19 protein-coding genes are annotated in these 19,194 nt (G+C 72.5%); 4 read left to right on the top strand and 15 right to left on the bottom strand.

The window, feature by feature from the left end; genetic code table 11:
• Window positions 1-9 precede the first annotated feature (9 nt).
• Window positions 10-2,295: an FtsX-like permease family protein gene (locus tag AB0E90_RS13920; protein ID WP_360403787.1), complete on the bottom strand. Its 2,286-nt coding sequence runs from the start codon at window positions 2,293-2,295 to the stop codon at window positions 10-12.
• The gene (locus AB0E90_RS13925; protein ID WP_360403789.1) at window positions 2,292-2,987 is read right to left on the bottom strand and encodes an ABC transporter ATP-binding protein; all 696 of its coding nucleotides are present in this window, start codon (window positions 2,985-2,987) and stop codon (window positions 2,292-2,294) included. Before AB0E90_RS13925 ends, AB0E90_RS13920 begins: the two co-directional genes overlap by 4 nt.
• A 113-nt stretch (window positions 2,988-3,100) precedes the next feature.
• Between AB0E90_RS13925 and AB0E90_RS13930 the strand changes: the two genes are divergently transcribed.
• Both AB0E90_RS13930 and AB0E90_RS13935 read left to right on the top strand, forming a co-directional pair.
• Window positions 3,101-3,910 carry a histidine kinase gene (locus AB0E90_RS13930; RefSeq protein ID WP_360404372.1) on the top strand — a complete coding sequence of 270 codons (810 nt, stop codon included), beginning with the start codon at window positions 3,101-3,103 and terminating at the stop codon, window positions 3,908-3,910.
• Window positions 3,907-4,566 (top strand): response regulator transcription factor, encoded by a 660-nt coding sequence (locus tag AB0E90_RS13935; protein ID WP_360403792.1) that lies wholly within the window; start codon window positions 3,907-3,909, stop codon window positions 4,564-4,566. The genes AB0E90_RS13930 and AB0E90_RS13935 overlap by 4 nt, the downstream gene beginning before the upstream one ends.
• A 29-nt stretch (window positions 4,567-4,595) precedes the next feature.
• On the opposite strand, the gene AB0E90_RS13940 is transcribed toward AB0E90_RS13935, so the two are convergent.
• From AB0E90_RS13940 to AB0E90_RS13975, 8 genes are all read right to left on the bottom strand, one after another.
• Window positions 4,596-5,438 (bottom strand): sigma-70 family RNA polymerase sigma factor, encoded by an 843-nt coding sequence (locus tag AB0E90_RS13940; RefSeq protein ID WP_360403795.1) that lies wholly within the window; start codon window positions 5,436-5,438, stop codon window positions 4,596-4,598.
• A gap of 103 nt (window positions 5,439-5,541) precedes the next feature.
• Entirely contained in the window at window positions 5,542-6,153 is a 612-nt protein-coding gene (locus AB0E90_RS13945; protein WP_360403798.1) for a response regulator transcription factor, read from the bottom strand.
• Window positions 6,150-7,250 carry a histidine kinase gene (locus tag AB0E90_RS13950; RefSeq protein ID WP_360403801.1) on the bottom strand — a complete coding sequence of 367 codons (1,101 nt, stop codon included), beginning with the start codon at window positions 7,248-7,250 and terminating at the stop codon, window positions 6,150-6,152. The genes AB0E90_RS13945 and AB0E90_RS13950 overlap by 4 nt, the downstream gene beginning before the upstream one ends.
• Before the next feature lie 21 nt (window positions 7,251-7,271).
• Window positions 7,272-8,057, bottom strand: a complete 786-nt coding sequence (locus AB0E90_RS13955) for an ABC transporter permease (protein WP_360403804.1) — start codon at window positions 8,055-8,057, stop codon at window positions 7,272-7,274.
• A complete protein-coding gene (locus AB0E90_RS13960; protein WP_360403807.1) occupies window positions 8,054-8,995 on the bottom strand; it encodes an ABC transporter ATP-binding protein in 942 nt (313 codons plus the stop codon). Before AB0E90_RS13960 ends, AB0E90_RS13955 begins: the two co-directional genes overlap by 4 nt.
• Before the next feature lie 69 nt (window positions 8,996-9,064).
• On the bottom strand, window positions 9,065-9,922 hold the full coding sequence (locus AB0E90_RS13965) for an aminoglycoside phosphotransferase family protein (RefSeq protein WP_360403810.1): 858 nt from the start codon (window positions 9,920-9,922) through the stop codon (window positions 9,065-9,067).
• Window positions 9,919-11,820 carry a translation factor GTPase family protein gene (locus tag AB0E90_RS13970; protein WP_360403812.1) on the bottom strand — a complete coding sequence of 634 codons (1,902 nt, stop codon included), beginning with the start codon at window positions 11,818-11,820 and terminating at the stop codon, window positions 9,919-9,921. Before AB0E90_RS13970 ends, AB0E90_RS13965 begins: the two co-directional genes overlap by 4 nt.
• A gap of 105 nt (window positions 11,821-11,925) precedes the next feature.
• On the bottom strand, window positions 11,926-12,297 hold the full coding sequence (locus AB0E90_RS13975; RefSeq protein ID WP_360403815.1) for a DUF6204 family protein: 372 nt from the start codon (window positions 12,295-12,297) through the stop codon (window positions 11,926-11,928).
• A gap of 132 nt (window positions 12,298-12,429) precedes the next feature.
• On the opposite strand from AB0E90_RS13975, the gene AB0E90_RS13980 reads away from it, so the two are divergent.
• A complete protein-coding gene (locus AB0E90_RS13980) occupies window positions 12,430-13,206 on the top strand; it encodes a hypothetical protein (protein WP_360403818.1) in 777 nt (258 codons plus the stop codon).
• On the opposite strand, the gene AB0E90_RS13985 is transcribed toward AB0E90_RS13980, so the two are convergent.
• The 3 genes from AB0E90_RS13985 to AB0E90_RS13995 form a co-directional block, all read right to left on the bottom strand.
• Window positions 13,203-13,742, bottom strand: a complete 540-nt coding sequence (locus AB0E90_RS13985; RefSeq protein ID WP_360403821.1) for an alpha/beta hydrolase — start codon at window positions 13,740-13,742, stop codon at window positions 13,203-13,205. The genes AB0E90_RS13980 and AB0E90_RS13985 overlap by 4 nt on opposite strands.
• Before the next feature lie 63 nt (window positions 13,743-13,805).
• Window positions 13,806-14,354: a hypothetical protein gene (locus AB0E90_RS13990; RefSeq protein WP_360403824.1), complete on the bottom strand. Its 549-nt coding sequence runs from the start codon at window positions 14,352-14,354 to the stop codon at window positions 13,806-13,808.
• A 38-nt stretch (window positions 14,355-14,392) separates the two neighbouring features.
• Window positions 14,393-14,836: a deaminase gene (locus AB0E90_RS13995; protein ID WP_360403827.1), complete on the bottom strand. Its 444-nt coding sequence runs from the start codon at window positions 14,834-14,836 to the stop codon at window positions 14,393-14,395.
• A gap of 105 nt (window positions 14,837-14,941) precedes the next feature.
• On the opposite strand from AB0E90_RS13995, the gene AB0E90_RS14000 reads away from it, so the two are divergent.
• On the top strand, window positions 14,942-16,942 hold the full coding sequence (locus AB0E90_RS14000; RefSeq protein WP_360403830.1) for a M66 family metalloprotease: 2,001 nt from the start codon (window positions 14,942-14,944) through the stop codon (window positions 16,940-16,942).
• 190 nt (window positions 16,943-17,132) lie between these two features.
• Here AB0E90_RS14000 and AB0E90_RS14005 read toward each other — a convergent pair whose 3' ends face one another.
• Window positions 17,133-17,948 (bottom strand): DUF72 domain-containing protein, encoded by an 816-nt coding sequence (locus AB0E90_RS14005; RefSeq protein WP_360403832.1) that lies wholly within the window; start codon window positions 17,946-17,948, stop codon window positions 17,133-17,135.
• Between the two features lie 4 nt (window positions 17,949-17,952).
• Entirely contained in the window at window positions 17,953-19,143 is a 1,191-nt protein-coding gene (locus AB0E90_RS14010; RefSeq protein ID WP_360403835.1) for an MFS transporter, read from the bottom strand.
• Window positions 19,144-19,194 lie beyond the last annotated feature (51 nt).

A 19,194-nucleotide genomic window follows, 5' to 3' on the forward strand; every position in this document is an offset into this window, starting at 1 on the left:
TTAAGCCGATTACTCGGTGCGGAGGGCATCCGCGATGGTGAGGCGGGCCGCCGCCCGCGACGGAAGGAATGCGCCCACGGCCGCGATCGCGGCGCCCGCCAGGATGAGCAGGAGCACCATCGGCGCGGAGTAGACGTCGAGCATGTGGTCGGGGATGACGATCCGGGCGGCGTGGGCGATGGCGTGCATGGCGTAGCGCTGGAAGACGACGCCGACCGGGACGCCGGCGAGGCCACCGGCCAGGCCCACCGCGGCCATCGAGGTGACCATCATGAGGACGACCTGGCGTGGTGTCATGCCGATCGACTTCAGGGTGCCCAGGTCCCGTCGGCGTTCCCGGGCGTTGAGGACGACCGTGTTGAGGACGCCGAGGGCGGCGACCGCACCCAGGAGCAGGGCGAGCAGGGTGATGGTGGAGTGCACGGCGACGGTGATCGAGCCCGGTGCACGGGTCGGCTTGGCGCGGAGACCGGGGTCGGCGGCGTTCACGGCGGCCGCGTAGGTGGCGTCGTCGGTGCCGGGGGCCAGCTTCACCTCGTAGCGGTCGGCGCGGCGGCCGGGCGCGGTGCGGGCCAGGGTGGCCCAGTTGGACAGCACCGGTTCGGCATCGCCCATCAGGACCTCGCCGACGATGCGTACGGCCAGCCGCCCGCCGTCACCGTCGAGCGTGAAGGTGTCGCCGAGGGCGAGGCTGTTCTGCGTGCGGAAGCGGGTGGAGACCGCCACCTCGCCCGCGGCGGCCGGCCAGCGCCCGGCGAGCATCTCGAAGCCGGCGTCGGCGTCGCGGTAGAACCGCACCCGGGTCGGTTCCGCGGCGCCGATCTGCCGCATGGTCAGCTCGGTGCTCGCCACCACCCGCTCGGCTCCGGGCAGGGCGCGGAGCATCGATTCGTCGGCCTGGTCGCTCAATGTCGGGCCGTCCTTCGCCGGTCGCGCCTCGACCTGCACGGCGTCGGCGCGGGAGTCCGCGTCCACGTAGGCGGTCACCGAGCTGGACAGCCCGATCGCGACGGTCACTCCGGCCACGCCGAGCAGGACGGCGGCCGCGGTGAGCGCGCTGCGTGCCGGCCGGGCCAGCGGCAGGCCGATGCCGAGGCTGACCGCCCGGGGCAGCCGGGTCCCGCTGAGCCGGCGCTGGGCGTGCAGGCCCCGGCCGTGCCGCGGTGCGCTTCCCGCGCTGATCGCCTCGACCGCCGACAGGCGCCGCGCGCGGACGCTGGACAGCAGAGCGGTCAGGCCGACGAGGACCGGCACCCCGGCCAGTGCCGTGATGGTGACCCAGGGCGGCACCGCGAACGCGCCGGCGCCGTAGCTTTCGAAGAAGGCGCTGGACAGCACGGTGATGGCCAGGATGTTGCCGAGGATCGTGCCGAGGACGGCGGCGGCGACCGTCGGCAGCAGCACCATGGTCAGGTAGACGGCCATCACCTGGTTCGGGGTGAAACCGAGGGCTTTCAGCACGCCGATGTGCCGCAGCCCGGCCACGACCGCGCCGCTGATCACGTTGGCGACGACGAGCACGGCAACGACGAGACCGAAACAGCCGAAGACCATCAGGAACGGGACGAAGACTCCCGCAGTGATGTCCGCGTTGGCCCGGAGCGTGAGGTACGACTGGGCGCCGAGCAGGGCGCCGGCCGGCATCCCGGCCGTCACGGCCGCCTGGCCCGCGCTGATCTGCGCGTCGGTGGTGGCCGCGGTGAACCGGTAGAGCATCTGTTCGGTGGCCGGGTGCAGGGCCGCCATCTCCTCGGGTGCGACCCAGGCCTGCGCGGAGTCGCTCACCGAGTGGGCGAAACCGGCGACCGTCACCGTGCGGCCGTCGCCGATCGTCACCGTGTCGCCGACCTTGGTGTGCAGGTCGGCGGTGGGCTCCGCGTCGATGACGATCTCGCCCGGACCGGTGACCCAGCGGCCCTGCCAGACGTACAGCTTGTCCACTGCGGTGTCGGGTCGGTCGCGGCCCACGACGGTCATTTGCAGCGGGGGAAGCTCGGGCGCCATCGTCACGTCGACCACGGCCTGGTCGAATGGGCCGGCGGCGGCCGACACACCGGGCCGGTGGGTCGTGTCGGCGAGCGCGGCGCCGGTGGCCTTGTCACGGTCGAAGGTGGCAATCAGGTGGGCGCCCTGCTGCTTGGTGTACGCCTGGTCGAACGGGCCGGAGGAGGCGGCCATCAGCGCGAGCCCCACCACGATCAGCACGCTGGAGAGGCCGACGACGATGCCGATGACGGCGGTCTGCAACCGGCGGCGCCGCACTGCCGCGCGGGCGGCCCGCCACACCGCGCTCACGCCGTGCGCTCCAGGGTGCGTTCGTGGGTGACCCGGCCGTCGGCGAGCTCCACGACGCGGCTGGCGCAGCGGTCCGCGAGGCGCTGGTCATGCGTCACGATCAGCAGCGTCTGACCGATCTGGTTGAGGTCGAGCAGCAGGTCCATGACCTGTTCACCGGAGCGGCTGTCGAGGGCGCCGGTCGGCTCGTCGGCGAGCAGTAGGGCCGGCCGGTTCATCAGCGCGCGGGCCACTGCGACCCGCTGCCGTTCACCGCCGCTGAGCGCGGCCGGATAGATGTTGCGGCGATCGGCCACGCCGAGTTCGTCGAGCAGTTCGAGCGCCCGGGCGCGGGCCTGCCGGGCGGGGGTGCCGACCAGCTGCGCGGAGAGCGCGACGTTGTCGAGGGCGGGCAGGTCGTCGAGCAGGTTGAAGAACTGGAACACCATGCCGATGCGGTGCCGGCGAAACAACGCGCGCCGCGTCTCGTTCAGCTGTCCCAGGTCCTCGCCCTGCACGACGACGGTTCCGCTGGTCGGGCGGTCCAGCGCGGCGACCATGTTGAGCAGGGTCGACTTCCCGCATCCGGACGGGCCCATCACCGCCACCGCCTCCCCGGCGCGAATCTCCAGGTCCACACCGTCCAGTGCGGCCGTGTCGCCGTAGTCCTTGCGCACGGCGGAAAGGCGTACGACATTCTGGTCCTCGGTCATGCCGGAGAGTCTGTAGTGGCCGCGGCCGCCACACATCGGACTGTGGATGTATGTCGCTGGACCTGCGGGATGACGCTCGCCGCACGCAGTTCTGCGAAGCTGACACGATGTGGATGTCCGGTACCGCGTGGCTGGGGCTGAGCCTGGCCGTCGCGTGCGCCGCCGCCGGCTGGTTCGGCGTGGCGCTGTCCCGGTCGCGGCGGCTGCACCGCGCGGCCATCGAGGAACGCAGCTGGCTGCTCGAACGGGAGCGGCAGAGCGCGGCCCGCGGCGCCGTTCACGCGGAACGGGCGCGCATCGCGCACGAGCTGCACGACATCGTCAGCCACACCGTCAGCCTGATGGTGGTGCAGGCCGGCGCGGCCCGCGACGTGCTCGCCACGATGCCCGACGAGGCCGCCAAGGCGCTGCTGGCCATCGAGAACGCGGGCCGGGACACGATGACCGAGCTGCGGCACCTGCTCGGCCTGCTCGCCCCGTCGGCGGACGGCGACGACGAGCTCGCTCCGCAGCCCGGCCTGAGCAGGCTCAGCACGCTGATCGACCGGATCTCCTTCGCCGGCCTGCCGGTCGAGGTGCGGATCTCCGGTGAGCAACGCCCGTTGCCGCCCGGCATCGACGCCACCGCGTACCGCATCGTGCAGGAGGCCCTCACCAACGCGCTCAAGCACGGCAACCGCGACAAGGCCGAGATCTCCATCCGGTACGCGGAGCGCTCGCTGCGGGTGGAGGTGCTCAACGGCGGCCCGAGTGTGCTCTCCGGCGACTGTCCGCCACCGGTCACCGGGCCGGGTGACGGCGCTGGCCGGGGCCTGCTCGGGCTACGCGAACGGGTCGCCGTCTACGGCGGTGACCTGGATGCCCGCCGGCGCCTCGGCGGGGGCTACCGGGTCCGCGCCCGCATCCCCCTGCAAGCGCCGTGACCGCACCGGCGCCGCGCGTGCTGATCGCCGACGACCAGGCACTGGTCCGGGCGGGTTTCCGGCTGATCCTGACCGTGCGTGGCATCGAGGTGGCCGGTGAGGCCGGCGACGGCGCGCAGGCGGTGGAGGCGGCGCGGCGTCTGAAACCCGACGTGGTCCTGATGGACATCCGGATGCCGGCCATGGACGGGCTGGAGGCGGCACGGCTGACGCTCGAGCACGTTCCCGGCTGCCGCGTCATCATGCTGACGACCTTCGACCTCGACCGGTACGTCTACGCGGCGCTGCGCCTGGGCGCGAGTGGTTTCCTGCTCAAGGACGTCACGCCGGAACACCTCGCCGCCGCCGTACGCCTGGTCAACACCGGTGATGCCCTGCTGGCGCCGTCGATCACCCGGCGGCTGGTCGAACGTTTCGCCGCCCCCGTTTCGCCGGCGGCGCACCCGGAGCTCTCCGCGCTGACGCCCCGCGAACGGGAGGTCCTCACCCGGATGGGCCACGGCCTGTCGAACGCGGAACTCGCCCAGGAACTCACCCTCAGCGAAGCCACGGTGAAGACCCACGTGGCCCGCATCTTCATGAAGCTCAACCTCCGGGACCGCGCGCAGGCGGTGGTGGTGGCGTACGAGACGGGACTGGTCTCGCCGGGCGCCTGAGGGCCGCGGGAACCGCGGCCCTGCTCAGATCACGCGGCGATGAGCTCGCCGTGGGCGGTGGTGGCGGACAGGCGGGACGCGACGGAGGTGCGGGCGGCGATCTGCGCGGCGTAGACGGCACGGCGGCGCGACACACAGCCGTCCTTGGCCGTGACGGTCTCCTTCTGCTCCATGTGGGTGCCGAGGCCGTCCTTGAGCAGGGCGAGGGCCTCGGTACGCAGCTGCGAGACCCGCGACTCGGTGACACTCAGCTCGGCGGCGACCTCGGACAGCGGGCGCTCCTGCAGGAAGGAGGCCTCGACGACGAAGCGCAGCCGCTCGGGCAGGACGGCGACGGCGTCGTGCAGGTAGCCGATGCGCTCGCGGTGCAGCAGCATCTCCTCCGGGTTCAGCGAGGTCTCGGTGACCATGTCGTCGCTGCCGGTGGCGAAGCCCTGCAGGGACAGCACGGAGGCGCGCTGCACGTCGTCGACGACGTTGGCGAGCTCACTGACGGCGACGCCGAGCAGCTCGGCCAGCTCGTTCGGGGTGGGGGTGCGGCCGAGCTGGGTGGTCAGCTCCTGGCGGGCCACGTCGGCGCGGCGGGCGCGGGCCCGCACCGAGCGGGTGGCCCAGTCCATGCTGCGCAGCTCGTCGAGCAGGGCGCCGCGCACGCGCATGGCGGCGAACTTGCCGAACGGGATGCCGCGGCTCGCGTCGAAGCCCTGAGCGGCGGTCACCAGAGCGGTGTAGCCGGCCGAGGCGAGGTCGTCGCGGTGCACGTGCGGCGGAACCTTGAACAGCATCTCGCGGACCATGTGGCCGACCAGGGCCATGTTCTCGCGGATCAACGTTTCCTGCTCGCGGGTGACGGTCTTCATACCTGCGGTCATGATTGGTTCCCCCCGTTGTTGGCTGCGGGGTGAACTTTTCGTTGCGCAGGGTGCAGCTAACGGTCACTGTCGGTTGCGAACCGGTAGCGGCCGAAAATAATTCTCAAGAAAGCAGCCAGCCGTTGTCCAGCGCCAGCCGGACCGCCTCGGCGCGGGTGCGGGCGCCGGTCTTGCCGATCGCGCTGGACAGGTGGTTGCGCACGGTTCCCTCGGAAAGCCGCAGGTCACGGGCGATGTCGGCGACAGTTCCGCCGTCCCGGGCGGCCCGCAGGACGTCACTTTCCCGCTCCGTCAGCGGCGACTCGCCCTGCGCCAGGGATTGAGCCGCAAGTTCCGGATCAACCACCCGCAGGCCTTCGTGTACGCGCCGGACGGCCTCGGCGAGTTGCCGGGCGGGAGTGTCCTTGACGATGAAGCCACTGGCCCCGGCCGCCATCGCCTGGCGCAGGTAGCCGGCCCGGCCGAAGGTGGTGACCATCAGCACCCGCACCTTCGGCAGGTGTTTGTGCAGCTCACGGGCGGCGGCGACGCCGTCGATGCCGGGCATCTCGACGTCCAGCAGGGCGACGTCGATGTCGTGGTCGCGGGCGGCGGTCAGCACCTCGTCGCCGCGGCCGACCTCGGCGACGACCTTGAGGTCGGCCTCCATGTCGAGCAGCGCCGCCATCGCGCCGCGGACCAGGGCCTGGTCGTCGGCCAGCAACAGTTTGATCATGACGGGACCTCCACGCGTACCCGGAAGCCTGGTTGGTCTTCGCGGCGACCGACAGTGAGTTTCGCGCCCAGCGCATCCGCCCGCCGGCGCAGTCCGGCCAGTCCCTGGCCGTCGGAGGACGCCACCGGCGTGCCGTCGCCGTCGTCGAGGATCTCCACCGCCGACGCGCTCAGATCGACCGAGACGTGCCGGGCCCGGCTGTGCCGGACGATGTTGGTGACAGCTTCGCGGATCGTCCAGGCGAACAGCTCCCGGTTGCGGCTGGGGATCTCGTCGGCCGCGCCCGGCAGGACCGCCTCGACGTTCGCAGCGGCCAGTGCCTCGCGGGCGGCGGCGATCTCCCCCGGCAGGGAGATGCCGCGCACCCCCATCGCGGTCGAGCGCACGTCGGCGAGCGCGTCGCGGGCCAGCGACTCCAGGTCGGCCAGCTCGCGGCGGGCCCGGTCCAGGTCGACGTCGAGCAGCCGCTGGGCCAGTTCGGCCTTCACGGTGACCACGGTCAGCGAGTGGCCGAGGATGTCGTGCAGGTCGGCGGCGATGCGGGCCCGCTCGTTCTGCACGGCCAGGTCGGCGATCTCCTGCTGGGCGTCGGTGAGCCGGCCCTGCCGGACGGCGGCCAGCCGGAACCCCAGGGTGGCGGCGGAGCCGAGCAGGACCGCCAGCCCGTAGCCGTTGTCGTCCCAGCCCGGCACGGTGGCCGGCAGCGCCTCCGCGACCCCGGTCAGCACCACCGCGAACGGGATGGCGACCGCGAGCGGCAGGCTGATCATCCCGAAGGCGGCGATGTAGACCAGGCAGGTCAGCGCGTGCGCCCCGGCGCCGGGGACCTGCAGGCCGAACAGGGCCAGCATGACCGCGATGCCCAGCCCCGCCCGGAGACGGAAGGTGCGGGGCGGGGGCATCGCGGCGGCCGGCACCCGGCTGGCCGAGCGCACCATGAACAGGTAGCTGGCGGCGAACGCCGCCACCGCGACCAGGCCGGTCGAGCGCCACATCAGGTTCGGCTGCTTCAGCAGCGCGCCGACGTTGTCGCCGAGATAGAACAACCAGATCCCGGCGAACACCCACCCGTAGCGCCGCCCCGAGTAGGGAGCCATGGCCATGAAGGTATCCCAGTCTCAGACGCGGGCGGTGTCGCGGCGGAACCGCCACATCGCGCCGAGGGAGAACAACGTGGTCCAGACGACCACGTTCAGGACCGCCGCCCACAGGGTGCCGTCGTGCACCAGCGGGTAGCGGGCGATCTCGCCGACGCCGTACACCGGGGTGAACTTGGCGATCGTGGCGAACGTGTGGCCGAACGTGTCGACCGGGGCGAACAGGCCACCGGCGAACGACAGCACACCGAGCACCGGGCCGAGGATCTGCATCACGTTCTCACTGGGCAGCAGGTAACCCATGAACAGGCCGAACGCCGCGAACACCAGGGAGCACACCCAGGCCAGCAGGCCGCACAGGATCCAGGCGTGAGCCGGCAGCTCCGCCCCCGATACCGACCCCACCGCGAACGCCGCCACCACCGACACCAGGCCGATGATCATCGCAATGACAAGCTTCACCGCGATGTACGCGACGGGTTTGAGCGGGGTCAGACGAAGCTGCCGGCTCCACCCGGCGGCGCGTTCGATGCTGACCATCGCCCCGCCGCTGGTGGTGGCCAGCATCGCCCCGTAGGCCGCCATGCTGACCAGGATGTAGCCGGTGACGTTGCCGCCGCCGACCCGTTCGGTGCGGTTGCTCGCGTTGGTGCCGAACAGCAGGAAGAGCACCGCAGGCATGACGAGGGTGAAGATGACGGTGCGCTTGTTGCGCATCATCCGCCGCAGCTCCAGGCCGATCATGCCGACGGTGAAGCCACCGAAGCGGGGCAGGCTTCTCTTTTCCAAAAGCGCGGCAGTGGTCATTTCGAGGCCTCCGGGGAGTCGGCGGTCAGGGTCAGGAACGCTTCTTCCAGGTTGCGCGAGGTGATCTCCAGGTCCCGCGCGGGTGTCTCGGTCAGCAGGTAGCGGGCGATCGGGTCGGTGTCACGCCCGTGCAGATAGACGGTGTCGCCGCGGACCTCGGCCGTGTCCACCCCCGCGATGGACTCGAGCTGCGAGGCGACCGCGCCGGGCAGGGTCGCCCGCACGGTACGGCCGGACGCCAGGGCCTTGACCTCCGACGCGGTGCCGTCGGCGACGATCTGGCCGCGGCGCACGAACACCACCCGGTCGGCGTACGCGTCGGCCTCCTCCAGGTAATGGGTGGCGAAGATGACGGTGCGGCCGCCCTGGGCGTCCCGGCGGATCGCCTGCCAGAAGTCGTGCCGCCCACCCACGTCCATGCCGGTCGTCGGCTCGTCGAGGATCAGCAGCTCCGGGTCGGGCAGCAGGGCCATCGCGAACCGCAGCCGCTGCTGCTGCCCACCCGAGCACTTGCCCACCAGGCGTTTGCCGATGTCGGCGATCCCGGCCCGCTCCAGGGCCTCACCGACGACCGACGGCGGCTTGCCGAACAGCACCGCGGTCAGCCTCACGGTCTCCTCGACCGTGTAGTCCTTCAGCAGCCCGCCGGTCTGCATGACCGCCGAGACCAGGCCGAGCGCGACCGCGTCGTGCGGCTTGCGCCCGTACACCCGCACGGTGCCCTCGGTGGGCTGGGCCAGCCCCAGCAGCATGTCGACCGTGGTGGTCTTGCCGGCCCCGTTCGGGCCGAGCAGCGCAACGATCTCGCCGGGGCGGATGCGCAGGTTGATGCCGTCGACGGCGGTCACGGCGCCGAAACGTTTGACCACGCCGTCGAGGTCGACGGCCAGGTCGGCGGTGCCCGGCTGGGCAGTACCGGGGGTAGCGGTGAGGGTCATGGCAATCATCCTGGCGGCCCCCGGTTGCCGGACCGGGGGCCGCGCGTCATCTCCTGACCATGACATCCGTCAGGGGGTCATCGATGTCTGCTCGACGGTGCGCCGGCCCAGCGCGGCGAACGCCGGCTTACGGTCGCGGTAGTAGTGCCACGCGCCCAGCCCGAAGACCAGCGCCCAGCCGCGGCCCCGCTCCCAGGTCACGTCGTCGACCGCCAACTGCTCGCGCAGGACCCGCCGCGATGCCGGGTTGAACATCGACCAGGCCACCATCAGGTCGCACGCCGGATCCCCGACCCCGGCACACCCGAAGTCGATCACCGCGTCGACGGCGCCGCCGCGGAACAGGATGTTCGTCGGCAGCAGGTCGCTGTGCAGCCACACCGGCGGCCCGTCCCAGCCGGGCAGTTCCAGGGCCGCGTCCCACCGTTTCTCCGCGCCCGGGGCGTCGAGGTCGCGCAGCGCCTCCCGCATGCCCGGATCCGCGCCGGCATAGGAGCCGCCCCGGTAGGCCGGCGGGGCTTCGGCCGGAACCGGCACCCGCTGCAGGGCCGCCACGAAACCGCCCAGGGCCCGCGCCGCCGCGGCCAGGTCACCGATCCGGTGGTCGCCGGGCCGCCACCGGTAGACCGACCACGGCAGCGGATAACCCGCGCCGGGCCGGCCCAGACCCACCGGCTCCGGGATGGCCAGCGGCAGGTGCGGGGCCAGGTACGGCAGCCAGCGGTGCTCCATGCGGACCGTGTCGCCGCCGTAAGGCATCCGGGGCAGCCGCACCACCAGGTCGTCACCCAGCCGGAACATGTAGTTGTCGGTGCCGCCCGCCCGGACCGGCCGCAGCGTGCGCCCGGCCCACGCCGGGAACTGCGCGGCGACCAGGGCGCGGACCATGGCCTCGGAGACGTCCAGCTCCCCCTCGCGCAACGTCATGACGCCTCCCGGGCTCCGGCGCGGCGCACCACGCGCAACAGGTACTCCTTGCGGTCGAGGGGATCCGGGCCGGTCCGTTCCCGGCACGGGGCCGGGCCACGCACCGGCGCCCAGTGGTCGAAGGCGCTGTCCAGCACACCTTCGCCGCGGGTCAGGGCGGGCAGCCGCCGCTGCAGTTCGTGCACCATCGCCGCCGGGACCAACCCGTCGATCCCGGCCGGGCCGGTCTCCAGCGGGATGGCCCGCAACCGGGCCAGCAGGGGCAGCACCGCCGGGACCGTGTCCGGCGGCACCTCGGCGCGGAACGCGTGGATCGGCTCGTGCACCACCGTGCCCGCCCGGCGCAGCGCCGCCATCAGCACCAGCGGTGTCACGTTGCGGAAGTCGCCGGCCGTCGACGACATGCTCTTGTCGAACACCCCGTGCGCGTGACTCTGCCGCGCCGAATACCCCGAGCGGGTCATCACCACCCGGCAGTCGGGGACCGGCCAGCCGTGCAGGCCCTGCCGCAGCGTCTCCCGCACGCTCTGCTCGACCGCGACGAAGAACGCCGCCGGCATCGACCCCGGCTCCACCTCCAGCCCGAACGTGACCCCCGGCTGGTCCGCCGGCCCGACCCGCAGGCCGACCGTGGCCAGGAACGGATTCGGGTCGACCTTGTTGAACTCGACCGCCTCCCCCGTGCCCGCCGGGCGCTCGATGTGCAGGGTGGTGGTCTCCCGGAACGTCACCTCGATGCCGTACTGCTCGGCCAGCGTCGCCTGGATGACCTCCTTCTGCACCTCGCCGTAGAGCGACGCGTACACCTCGCGCCGTTCGTCGTCCTGCCGCAGGTTGATCAGCGGATCCTGTTCCGCCAGATCGGCCAGGGCAGCGTGCAGATCGGCACGGCGGGACGCGAGCACCGCGGTCTCCAGGCTGGGCGGGGCGAAATGCGCCTGCCGCGCTGCTTGATGCCGTACGCCGACCGGGTCCCCGATCTTGATTTTCGTCAGCCCGCGGACCGTGCCGATCTGACCCGCCCGGATCTGGTCGGCCGGCCGGGCCACGCCGTCGGCGAACACCTGGATGCCGGTCACCCGGTCCACGCCGACCGTGTCGCGCAGCCGCAACGTGCCGGCGAACATCCGCAGGTAGGCGACCTTCTCCCCGGCCGGGCCCCGCTCGACCTTGAACACGGTGCCGCTGGCGCCGGTGTCCCCGCCGGGCCCGGTGGGCAGCGTGGTGATGCCGTCGATCAGGTTGTCGATGCCCGCGCCGGTGATCGCCGACCCGAAATAAACCGGGTGGATCTTGTCCCGGGCGCGCGGCGGCGGCGGCGGGCGGTCCTCGATCAGGGCGGCCAGGACGGCGTCGTCGTGATCGGCCAGCCGCAGCCAGTCGGTCTCGGCCACCACGGCCGCCCGTTTCGTGCCGATCGCCTCGACCGTGCTCATCGGGACGATCGACGGGCTGATCCGGGCGGCGATCTCGTCCAGGACGCCACCGTGGCGCGCGCCGCCCCGGTCGATCTTGTTGACGAAGATCAGGGTGGGGATCCGCAGCCGGTGCAGCGTGCGGGCGAGAACCCGGGTCTGGGCCTGCACCCCCTCGACCGCGGAGATCACCAGCACGGCGCCGTCGAGCACGCCGAGGACCCGTTCCACCTCGGCGATGAAGTCCGGGTGGCCGGGCGTGTCGATCAGATTGACCGTGGTGTCGCGCAGCCGGAACGACACCACCGCGGATTTGATCGTGATGCCGCGGCGGCGTTCCAGCTCGAGAGTGTCGGTGCGGGTGCTGCCGCCGTCGACACTGCCGAGTTCGTCGATGACACCGGCGGCGAACAGCAGCCGCTCGGTGAGACTGGTCTTACCGGCGTCGACGTGCGCCAGGATCCCGAGATTGAGCGTGTGCAAGCGTCATGTCCCTCACGGTGAGCCGGATTCCTTCCAGGTCGGACATGAACGCAGCGCGCATCTCGGTTTCCTTTCGCTCTCGGCGGTGGTTGCTGTGTCAGCTCATCAGAGCTTCGGTGGGCGGGCAAGCGATTTGTCGGCCTCGCGGCGGCCCCGCTTGCCCAGCGGCACGACCGACATGTCGACGGTCTGCGAGGTCAGATCCTTCACCGGGTAACCGCGGCCGGCCATCCACGCCGCCGCCTTGGCCTCAGCGCGGGCGGCCGCCTGCGGGATCTGGTTCTCCTCGTCGACGTGGTCGGCGAACCGGAACGTGAAGAACGGGCGGGCCGGCAGGTCGTACGCCAGATAGCCGTCCGCGGTGTACGCGGTGTGCAGGAAGTCGTGGTCGGCCTGCTCGGCGACCAGCTCGGCGAGCTGCGACTCGCTGAGCCCGTCGAACACGCCCCGCACGGTGACACGGATCGTCCGGCTCATCTGTTTCCCACCCTCTTCGCCTCGTTCGCCTGCCGCGCGCCAGTATCGCCGCGGCCGGCGTTCCGCGACACCGAAATACCCGGCGGACTGCTGGTGCGACTTCCCGCCGACCGCCGGTGCCAGCATGCGGCCATGCGCTTCCGTGAATACGCCACCTACCGACCGCCGCAGCCGCGCACCAGTGCCGTGGTCGACGACCAGCACCGCCGGCTGCGCGACGACATCGTCTGCGGCATCATCGGCGACGACCCCGCCGCACCCCGCGCCTGCCTGTACGGCGAGATCCGCAACGACCTCTACCTCGACGCGTTCCTGCTGGTCGTCGCGGACGACGGGAAACTGGAGTACCGGGTCGAACGCGGTGCCGGCAGCGTCGAGATCGAACGGGACCTCGGCCTGATCGCCGCGCACGCCCTCGAACAACTCATCGACGACCCGGACGGGCGCCTCGCCAACGGGATCTTCCGCGCCGCGGTGTGGGCCGCCACCACCTCCCCGGCCGGCACCCGCACCAGCGGCCTGGAGTGGACGGCCACGTTCGACGACACCGGCGGGCGCCCGGCCGCGCCGGGGCTGGCCGGGCTGCTGCCCGCCGACCGGCACCTGGCCCGCTCGCTGGCCCGGATGCTGGCGTCGCCGGTCGACCTGGCCGCCCGCCGCGACTTCGACGAGGCCACCGACACCGCCGCCGCCCTCACCGGCCGGCCCGGCGCCCGGCTCGGCCCGGCCACCGTGCTCACCCCGGCCGGCGTCGTCGCCGCGCTGACCGGCGCCGAACCCGGCCCGGGCCGCAGCGCCGGCATCGCCGGGCTCGCCGTCACCGGCGACTGGCCCGCCGACGGGGCGCCGACCGTCACCGGCGCCCCGGTGCAGCACTGGCACGGCCTCGACTGGCACCTGCTGTTCTAAGGGTTCTTGGGCCAGCCGATCTCGTCGAAGAACTCCTCGGTCGCCTCCACCACCCGGCTCAGCACGGCGATCGACGCGGACACCGGGCCCGGAACGTACAGGCCGTGGTCGGCGCCGGGCACCTCGAACACGTGCGGGGTGAGCCGGCGCGCCACGTCAGCGTCCCAGGCGGTGTCGGCGTCGCCGCCGACCAGCAGGAATGGGGCGGTCGCCCGGCCCAGGGCGGTCACCACGTGCGGCAGATGCAGCAGCGGGGTCAGCCAGATCGCCGGCAGATCCCGCTCCGCCGCCACCGCCGCCGCGTTGGTGCCGAGCGACTTCGCGATCACCAGCGGCCGGCCGCCGATCTTGTCGAGCAGCGGCCCCACCTCGCCCCGCACCCAGCCGAGCCGCTCGGGCTCGGCCGGCGGGGCGCAGGTCCACTCGTGCCGGTGCACCGTGGCGCCGCGCTCCTCGGCCACCTTGCTGGTGTACAGCGGCAGCGGCGACCACGTGCCGGCCATGCGACCCGGGAGAACGACGACATCGGCAGCCATCCCGCGACCATACGACATTCCCTGCGATGATCGTCCATTCCGGACGCTCACGGGGGACGGCTCTCAACCAGGGGCGTACCGGAAGGCGATCCCGCGCGGGTCCGGCACCTCGGCCAGGCCGTCGGTGTCGGTGAACTCGGCCAGCCGCCCCAGCGCGCCGGCCGCCGAATCGGCGCCACCGAGCTGCACGTCGATGCCCGCGAATGTCACCCACGCCTCGGCGGCGATCTCAGCCGGGCCGAGGCCGTCGATGTCGCCGCCCAGTGTCACCGCGACCCGGATGCGCGGGCCGTCCTGCTCGGTCACCCGCAACTCGACCCGGTCGTAGCGGTAGTGGCCCGCGTGGTGGATGCTCGCCTCGGCCGGCTCGGCGAACGATTCGCTCCCGGCCGACAACCCGGACAGGTCCCGCCAGCTCTTCGCCGGCAACGGCAGCCACTCCACGGTCAGCCCGGCGGCCCGGCCGGCGACCGGCTCGAACGGCACCCGGAACGTCCAGGTCAGCGCCGGCGGCAGACCCACGGCGGAATTGTCGAACAGCAACCCGTGCCACTCGCCGCCCGCGGCGGGCACGAGATCGCGGGCACTCAGCAGCCCTTCGGTGTCACCCACGGCGGCGAGTCTCCCACAACCGGATTTCCGGCCGGAAATCAGATACCCGGCAGGTGCGCGTTCACCGCCCGGGCCGCCGCCGCGAACTGCGGCGCCTCCAGCACCTCGACCCCCGCGGCGATCAGCAACGCCACGCCCTCGCAGGTGACGAACACGTCCGGCTCCCGCCACGCGATCACCACCCGCGGGATCCGCGCCGCCAGGATCAGCGCCGTGCAGGTGGCATCCGGCCGGTGCGCCCGCTTCGAGCAGGGCTCGAGCGTGCTGTACAGCGTCGCCGACCGCAGCCGCGCGTCGCCGGCCGCTCTCAGAAGCGCCGACTCCTCCGCGTGCACGAGCGGGTCGGTGTCGCGCGACCAGCCCTCGGCGATCGTCACGCCGGTGTCGTCGACGATCACCGCGCCGACCGCGAACGCGCTCGCCGACCGCGGCGACCGGTGCGCAAGCGCCACGGCGTGGCCCATCCACCGCTGGTCGTCCATGCCGCTCCGTCCTACCGCCGAGTCCCCGACGATACCGGTCGGCACCCGGGGGAATGCTCAGGCCGCCCCGGGCGCCGCCGATCTCTCGCGGTCGGAGGTGCACCCATGATCGCTCGTACTGCCGCCGCCGGCGCCGCAGCCCTGCTCGCCGGCCTCACCGCCGCCGCTCCCGCCCACGCGGAACCGGTGGCGCACGTGCCCGCGACGTACACCGTGCTGGCCGACGCCACCGCTCAGCCGGTCCTGGTGATGGGCGGGCAGACGGTGCCGGTCGGTGCGGCGGTCAGCCGCGGCCTCACCCCCGGGCAGCAGGTCACCGCCACCGTGCGCGGCGCGACCGGCACCGCCACCGCAGTCGCAGACGCTGTGCAGGACGGCAGCGCCGCGGTCACCGCCGCGACCGCGACCGCAGCCGCGATGCCCTCATCCCTGACCGGCGCGCACTCGGTGACGATCGTGCCGGTCAGCGCCGCAGTGAGCGACGGCACCACCGTCACCGCGCTGCGGCAGGAGGCCCGTCAGCTCGGCGACTTCTGGTCCGCGCAGAGCTCCGGCGCGCTCACCGTCCCCGACACGAGCATCAGCGTGCACGACTGGGTCACCGCGCCGATCAACACCGGCAAGTGCGACATCGACGCGTGGAAGAACGCCGCCCTCACCGCGCTCGGGCGCACCGAGGACAGCTTCGACGGCCGCGACCACCTGGTCGTCTACATGGCCAAGGGCGCCAGCACCTGCTCCTGGACCGGCCTGGCCTACACCCCCGGCAACATCATCTGGGTCAACGGCTACACGTACGCCGACGCGCTCGAGCACGAGTTCGGCCACAACCTCGGCCTCAACCACTCCGGCGACCAGACCTGCACGTACGCGCTGACCGGCGCCACCTGCGAGGACGTCGAGTACGGCGACTACGACGTGATGGGGTACGCCCGCTACGGCGACGGCAACGGCCTGAACGCCGCCAAAGCCGACGAACTCGGCCTGCTCGACTCGGTCACCCCGGCCACCGGCGTACGCGTCACCCTCGCGCCCCGCCTCACCCGTTCCGGTGTCCGCGCCGTGAAGGTCACCGGCGGCGGCAACACCTACTACGTCGAATACCGGCCGGCCACCACCGGAGCGGGCGAGGCCGGCGACCCGTCACCGGGCGTGCAGGTCCGCCAGTCCGACGACAGCACCGGCCTGTCCACGCTGCTGGCCGTCCTGCACTACACCGACGACACCGACCTGGGCCCGGCGTCGCTGCCCGCCGGCCACGCGATGGCCCTGCCCGGCACCGGCTACGACGTGCTCACCGACTCGATCAGCGCGACCGGCGCCGTGGTGCACCTGCGCGCCGCCAGCACCGACACGGTCACCGCCCCCACCCTGACCAGCGCGACCACCTGGACCGCCCCGGCGATCGACGCCGCCGCCATCGGCGGGTACCTGCTCATCGTCGACAACCAGCGGTACGTGGTGGCGCCCGGCCGGACGAGCTGGCCGCTGACGCTGACGGCCGGCAGCCACACGGCCACCATCGCCACGATCGGCACCCAGGGCGGCGTCAGCGCCACCCGGTCGAGGACCTTCACCGCCGGCTCCACGACGGCGGGCGGCCCGCAGGTCACCTTCCCGGCCCAGCCCGGCACCACGACGATGCTGCGCTGGCAGGCCGTCACCGGCGCGTCGAAATACACGGTCACCGTCGACGGCGCCACCAAGACCGTCACCGCCACGAAGCTGGCCCTGACCCTGTCCCGCGGCACCCACACCGTCGCGGTCCGCTCCTACGACGCGACCGGCACCGCCTCGAACCCGACCACCGGCACGATCACCGTGACCCGCACCTGGACCGCGACCGCCGGGAAGATCACCGCCCCGGCGAACAACGCCAAGGTCGCCTCCGCGGCCACCCTGAAGTGGACCGCCCCGGCCGCGAAATCCGGCGACCCGGCCGTGACCGGCTACGACATCCGCCTCGACAGCGGCGCCTGGGTGACGGTCAGCGCCGCCACCCGCAGCCGCGCCGTGAAGCTCCGCACCGGAAAGCACACCCTGACCGTCCGCACCCGCTACGAGACCGGCGCCACCGCCCAGACCACCGTGAAGGTCACCCGCTGACCGCGGTTAAGGTGCGACCTGGTAGCTCAGCGGGATCGTACGGCTGCGGCTCTGGGCCTTGATCTTCCGGCCGAGACCGAGGTCCTGGCCCGGCTGCTCCGGGTCGCGGTCGGGGCCGGCGACGACTTCGACCTGATCTACACGCCGGAGGGCACGACGTACGAGCGGCTGATCAAAAACTGACGGGCGGTCAGAACAGGGTCAGGGGCTGCTCGACCGGCTCGGGGTCGGGCAGCGGATCCAGCTCCGGCACCAGGGCCCGGACCTCACTGTGGAAGCGTCGGGCCAGCACCGGCGCGTCCGTGTTGTCCGGGGTGTGCAGGAAGACCGTGGGGGTGCGGCCCTCGCGCAGCCACGCCGCGGCGGTGCGCACCCAGGGCTGCCAGCCGGCGACCGTCTCGGCCGGGTCGTCGCGGCCGAGGTAACGGATGATCGGCCGGCCGGTCAGCGCGGTGTCCCGGCGCGGCATGCGGGGCTTCTTCGTCCACGCGTCGCGTTCGGCGTCGCTGGTCGGCGCCTTCGCGAAGAAGACGGTCGTGTCGAACGGCACCCACTCGACGTCCCGCTCCCGCAGGACCTCCTCCAGCGGTCCGGGCTCGTGGAAGAACCCGGGGTCACGGACCTCGATCGCGTACCGGTGCTCCTCCGGCAGCTCCCGCAGGAAGCGGGCCAGAACCGGCAGGCCGGCCGGGCCGAACGAACCCGGCAGCTGGATCCAGTACGCCTCGATGCGCTCGCCCAGCCGGGCCATGACCTGCATGAAGCGGCGGATCTCCGGCTCCGCGCCGACCAGCCGCCGCTCGTGGGTGACGGCCTTCGGCAGCTTCAACACGAAACGGAACCCGGGCGGGGTCTGCTCGGCCCAGGACGCCACGCTCGCCGGGGACGGGGTGGCGTAGAAGGTGGTGTTCCCCTCGACCGCGGTGCACCACCCGGCGTACGTCCGCAGGTTGGTTGATGTCCAGGCCTGGTGTGACCACATCGCGCATCCCACGTGAAGCCGCATGGGCTCAGATCCTAACTTCGGCCGCTTGGGTGCTGTGCTGCTGGCGGCCGCCGAGCGCCGGCGCGGCGAGGGCGGCGAACACCAGGAACGCCAGGACCACGAGCATCGCGCCACGCAGCCCGACGTGCTGGCCGAGCAGCCCCAGCGACGGCGGGCCGACCAGGAACGCGAGGTAGCCGACGGTGGCGACCAGCGACACCCGGGCGGTCGGGCTCGCGCCGGAGTCACCGGCCGCGGACAACGCGACCGGGAAGCCCAGCGCGCAGCCGAGCCCCCACAGCAGCACGGCCACCGCCGCCGCGACCTGCGAGTCGACGGCGATCACCACGAGCAGGCCGGCCGCGCCGAGCACCGCGCTGGCGCAGATCACCACCGCCCGGCCGAACCGTCGCAGGAAGAACGTGCCGGTGAACCGGCCGACCGTCATGGCCGCCACGAATCCGACGTAGACGCCGGAGCTGAGCGCCGGGTCGAGGCCGTGCCCGTCCACCATGATCAGCGGAAGCCAGTCGTTGGCCGCGCCCTCGGTCAGCGCCATGCCCAGCACGACCACGCCGATCAGCAGCAGCCGCCGGTCACGCCACACCGCCAGCCCGGGCGCCTTCCCGGTGGTGCGCTCCTCCCGGCCGGTGCCGGACGGCACGAACCGCAGCGCGATCAGCGCCAGCGGCAGCGTCACCACGGCCATCCCGGCCAGATGCCACACCACCGGGAACTTCACCGCGGTCAGCACCACGCCGAGGACCGCGCCGATGACGGTGCCGAGGCTGAAGCTGCCGTGCATCATCGGCAGCACCGGCCGGCCGATGATCCGCTCCACGTCGGCGCCGTCCACGTTCATCGCCACCTCGCCGCACCCGAACCCCAGCCCGAGCAGGAACAACCCGGCCGCCACCAGGAGGCTCTGCGACAGCGCCGCGCCGAGCCCGACGATCGGCGTGCACGCCACGATGGTCAGACTGGCGGCGCCGCTGACCGGCCGGGTGCCGAACCGGGTGACCAGTTTCCCGGAGGACAGGATCCCGATCATCGACCCGGCCGACAGCCCGAACAGCACGAAACCCATCTCCGCGGTGGACGCCCCGAGCAGGTCACGGATGTCCGGCGTGCGGGTCACCCACGACGACAGCGCCAGCCCGGGAATCAGGAACAGCGCGAACAGGGCGAGCCGGCGGCGAGACGTGGCGCGATCCACGAGGGGGTCCTTCCGAGGGCCGAGCAAGATACGTACGAACGTACACAACCC

Source organism: Actinoplanes sp. NPDC026619 (assembly GCF_040638295.1).
GTDB lineage: Bacteria > Actinomycetota > Actinomycetes > Mycobacteriales > Micromonosporaceae > Actinoplanes.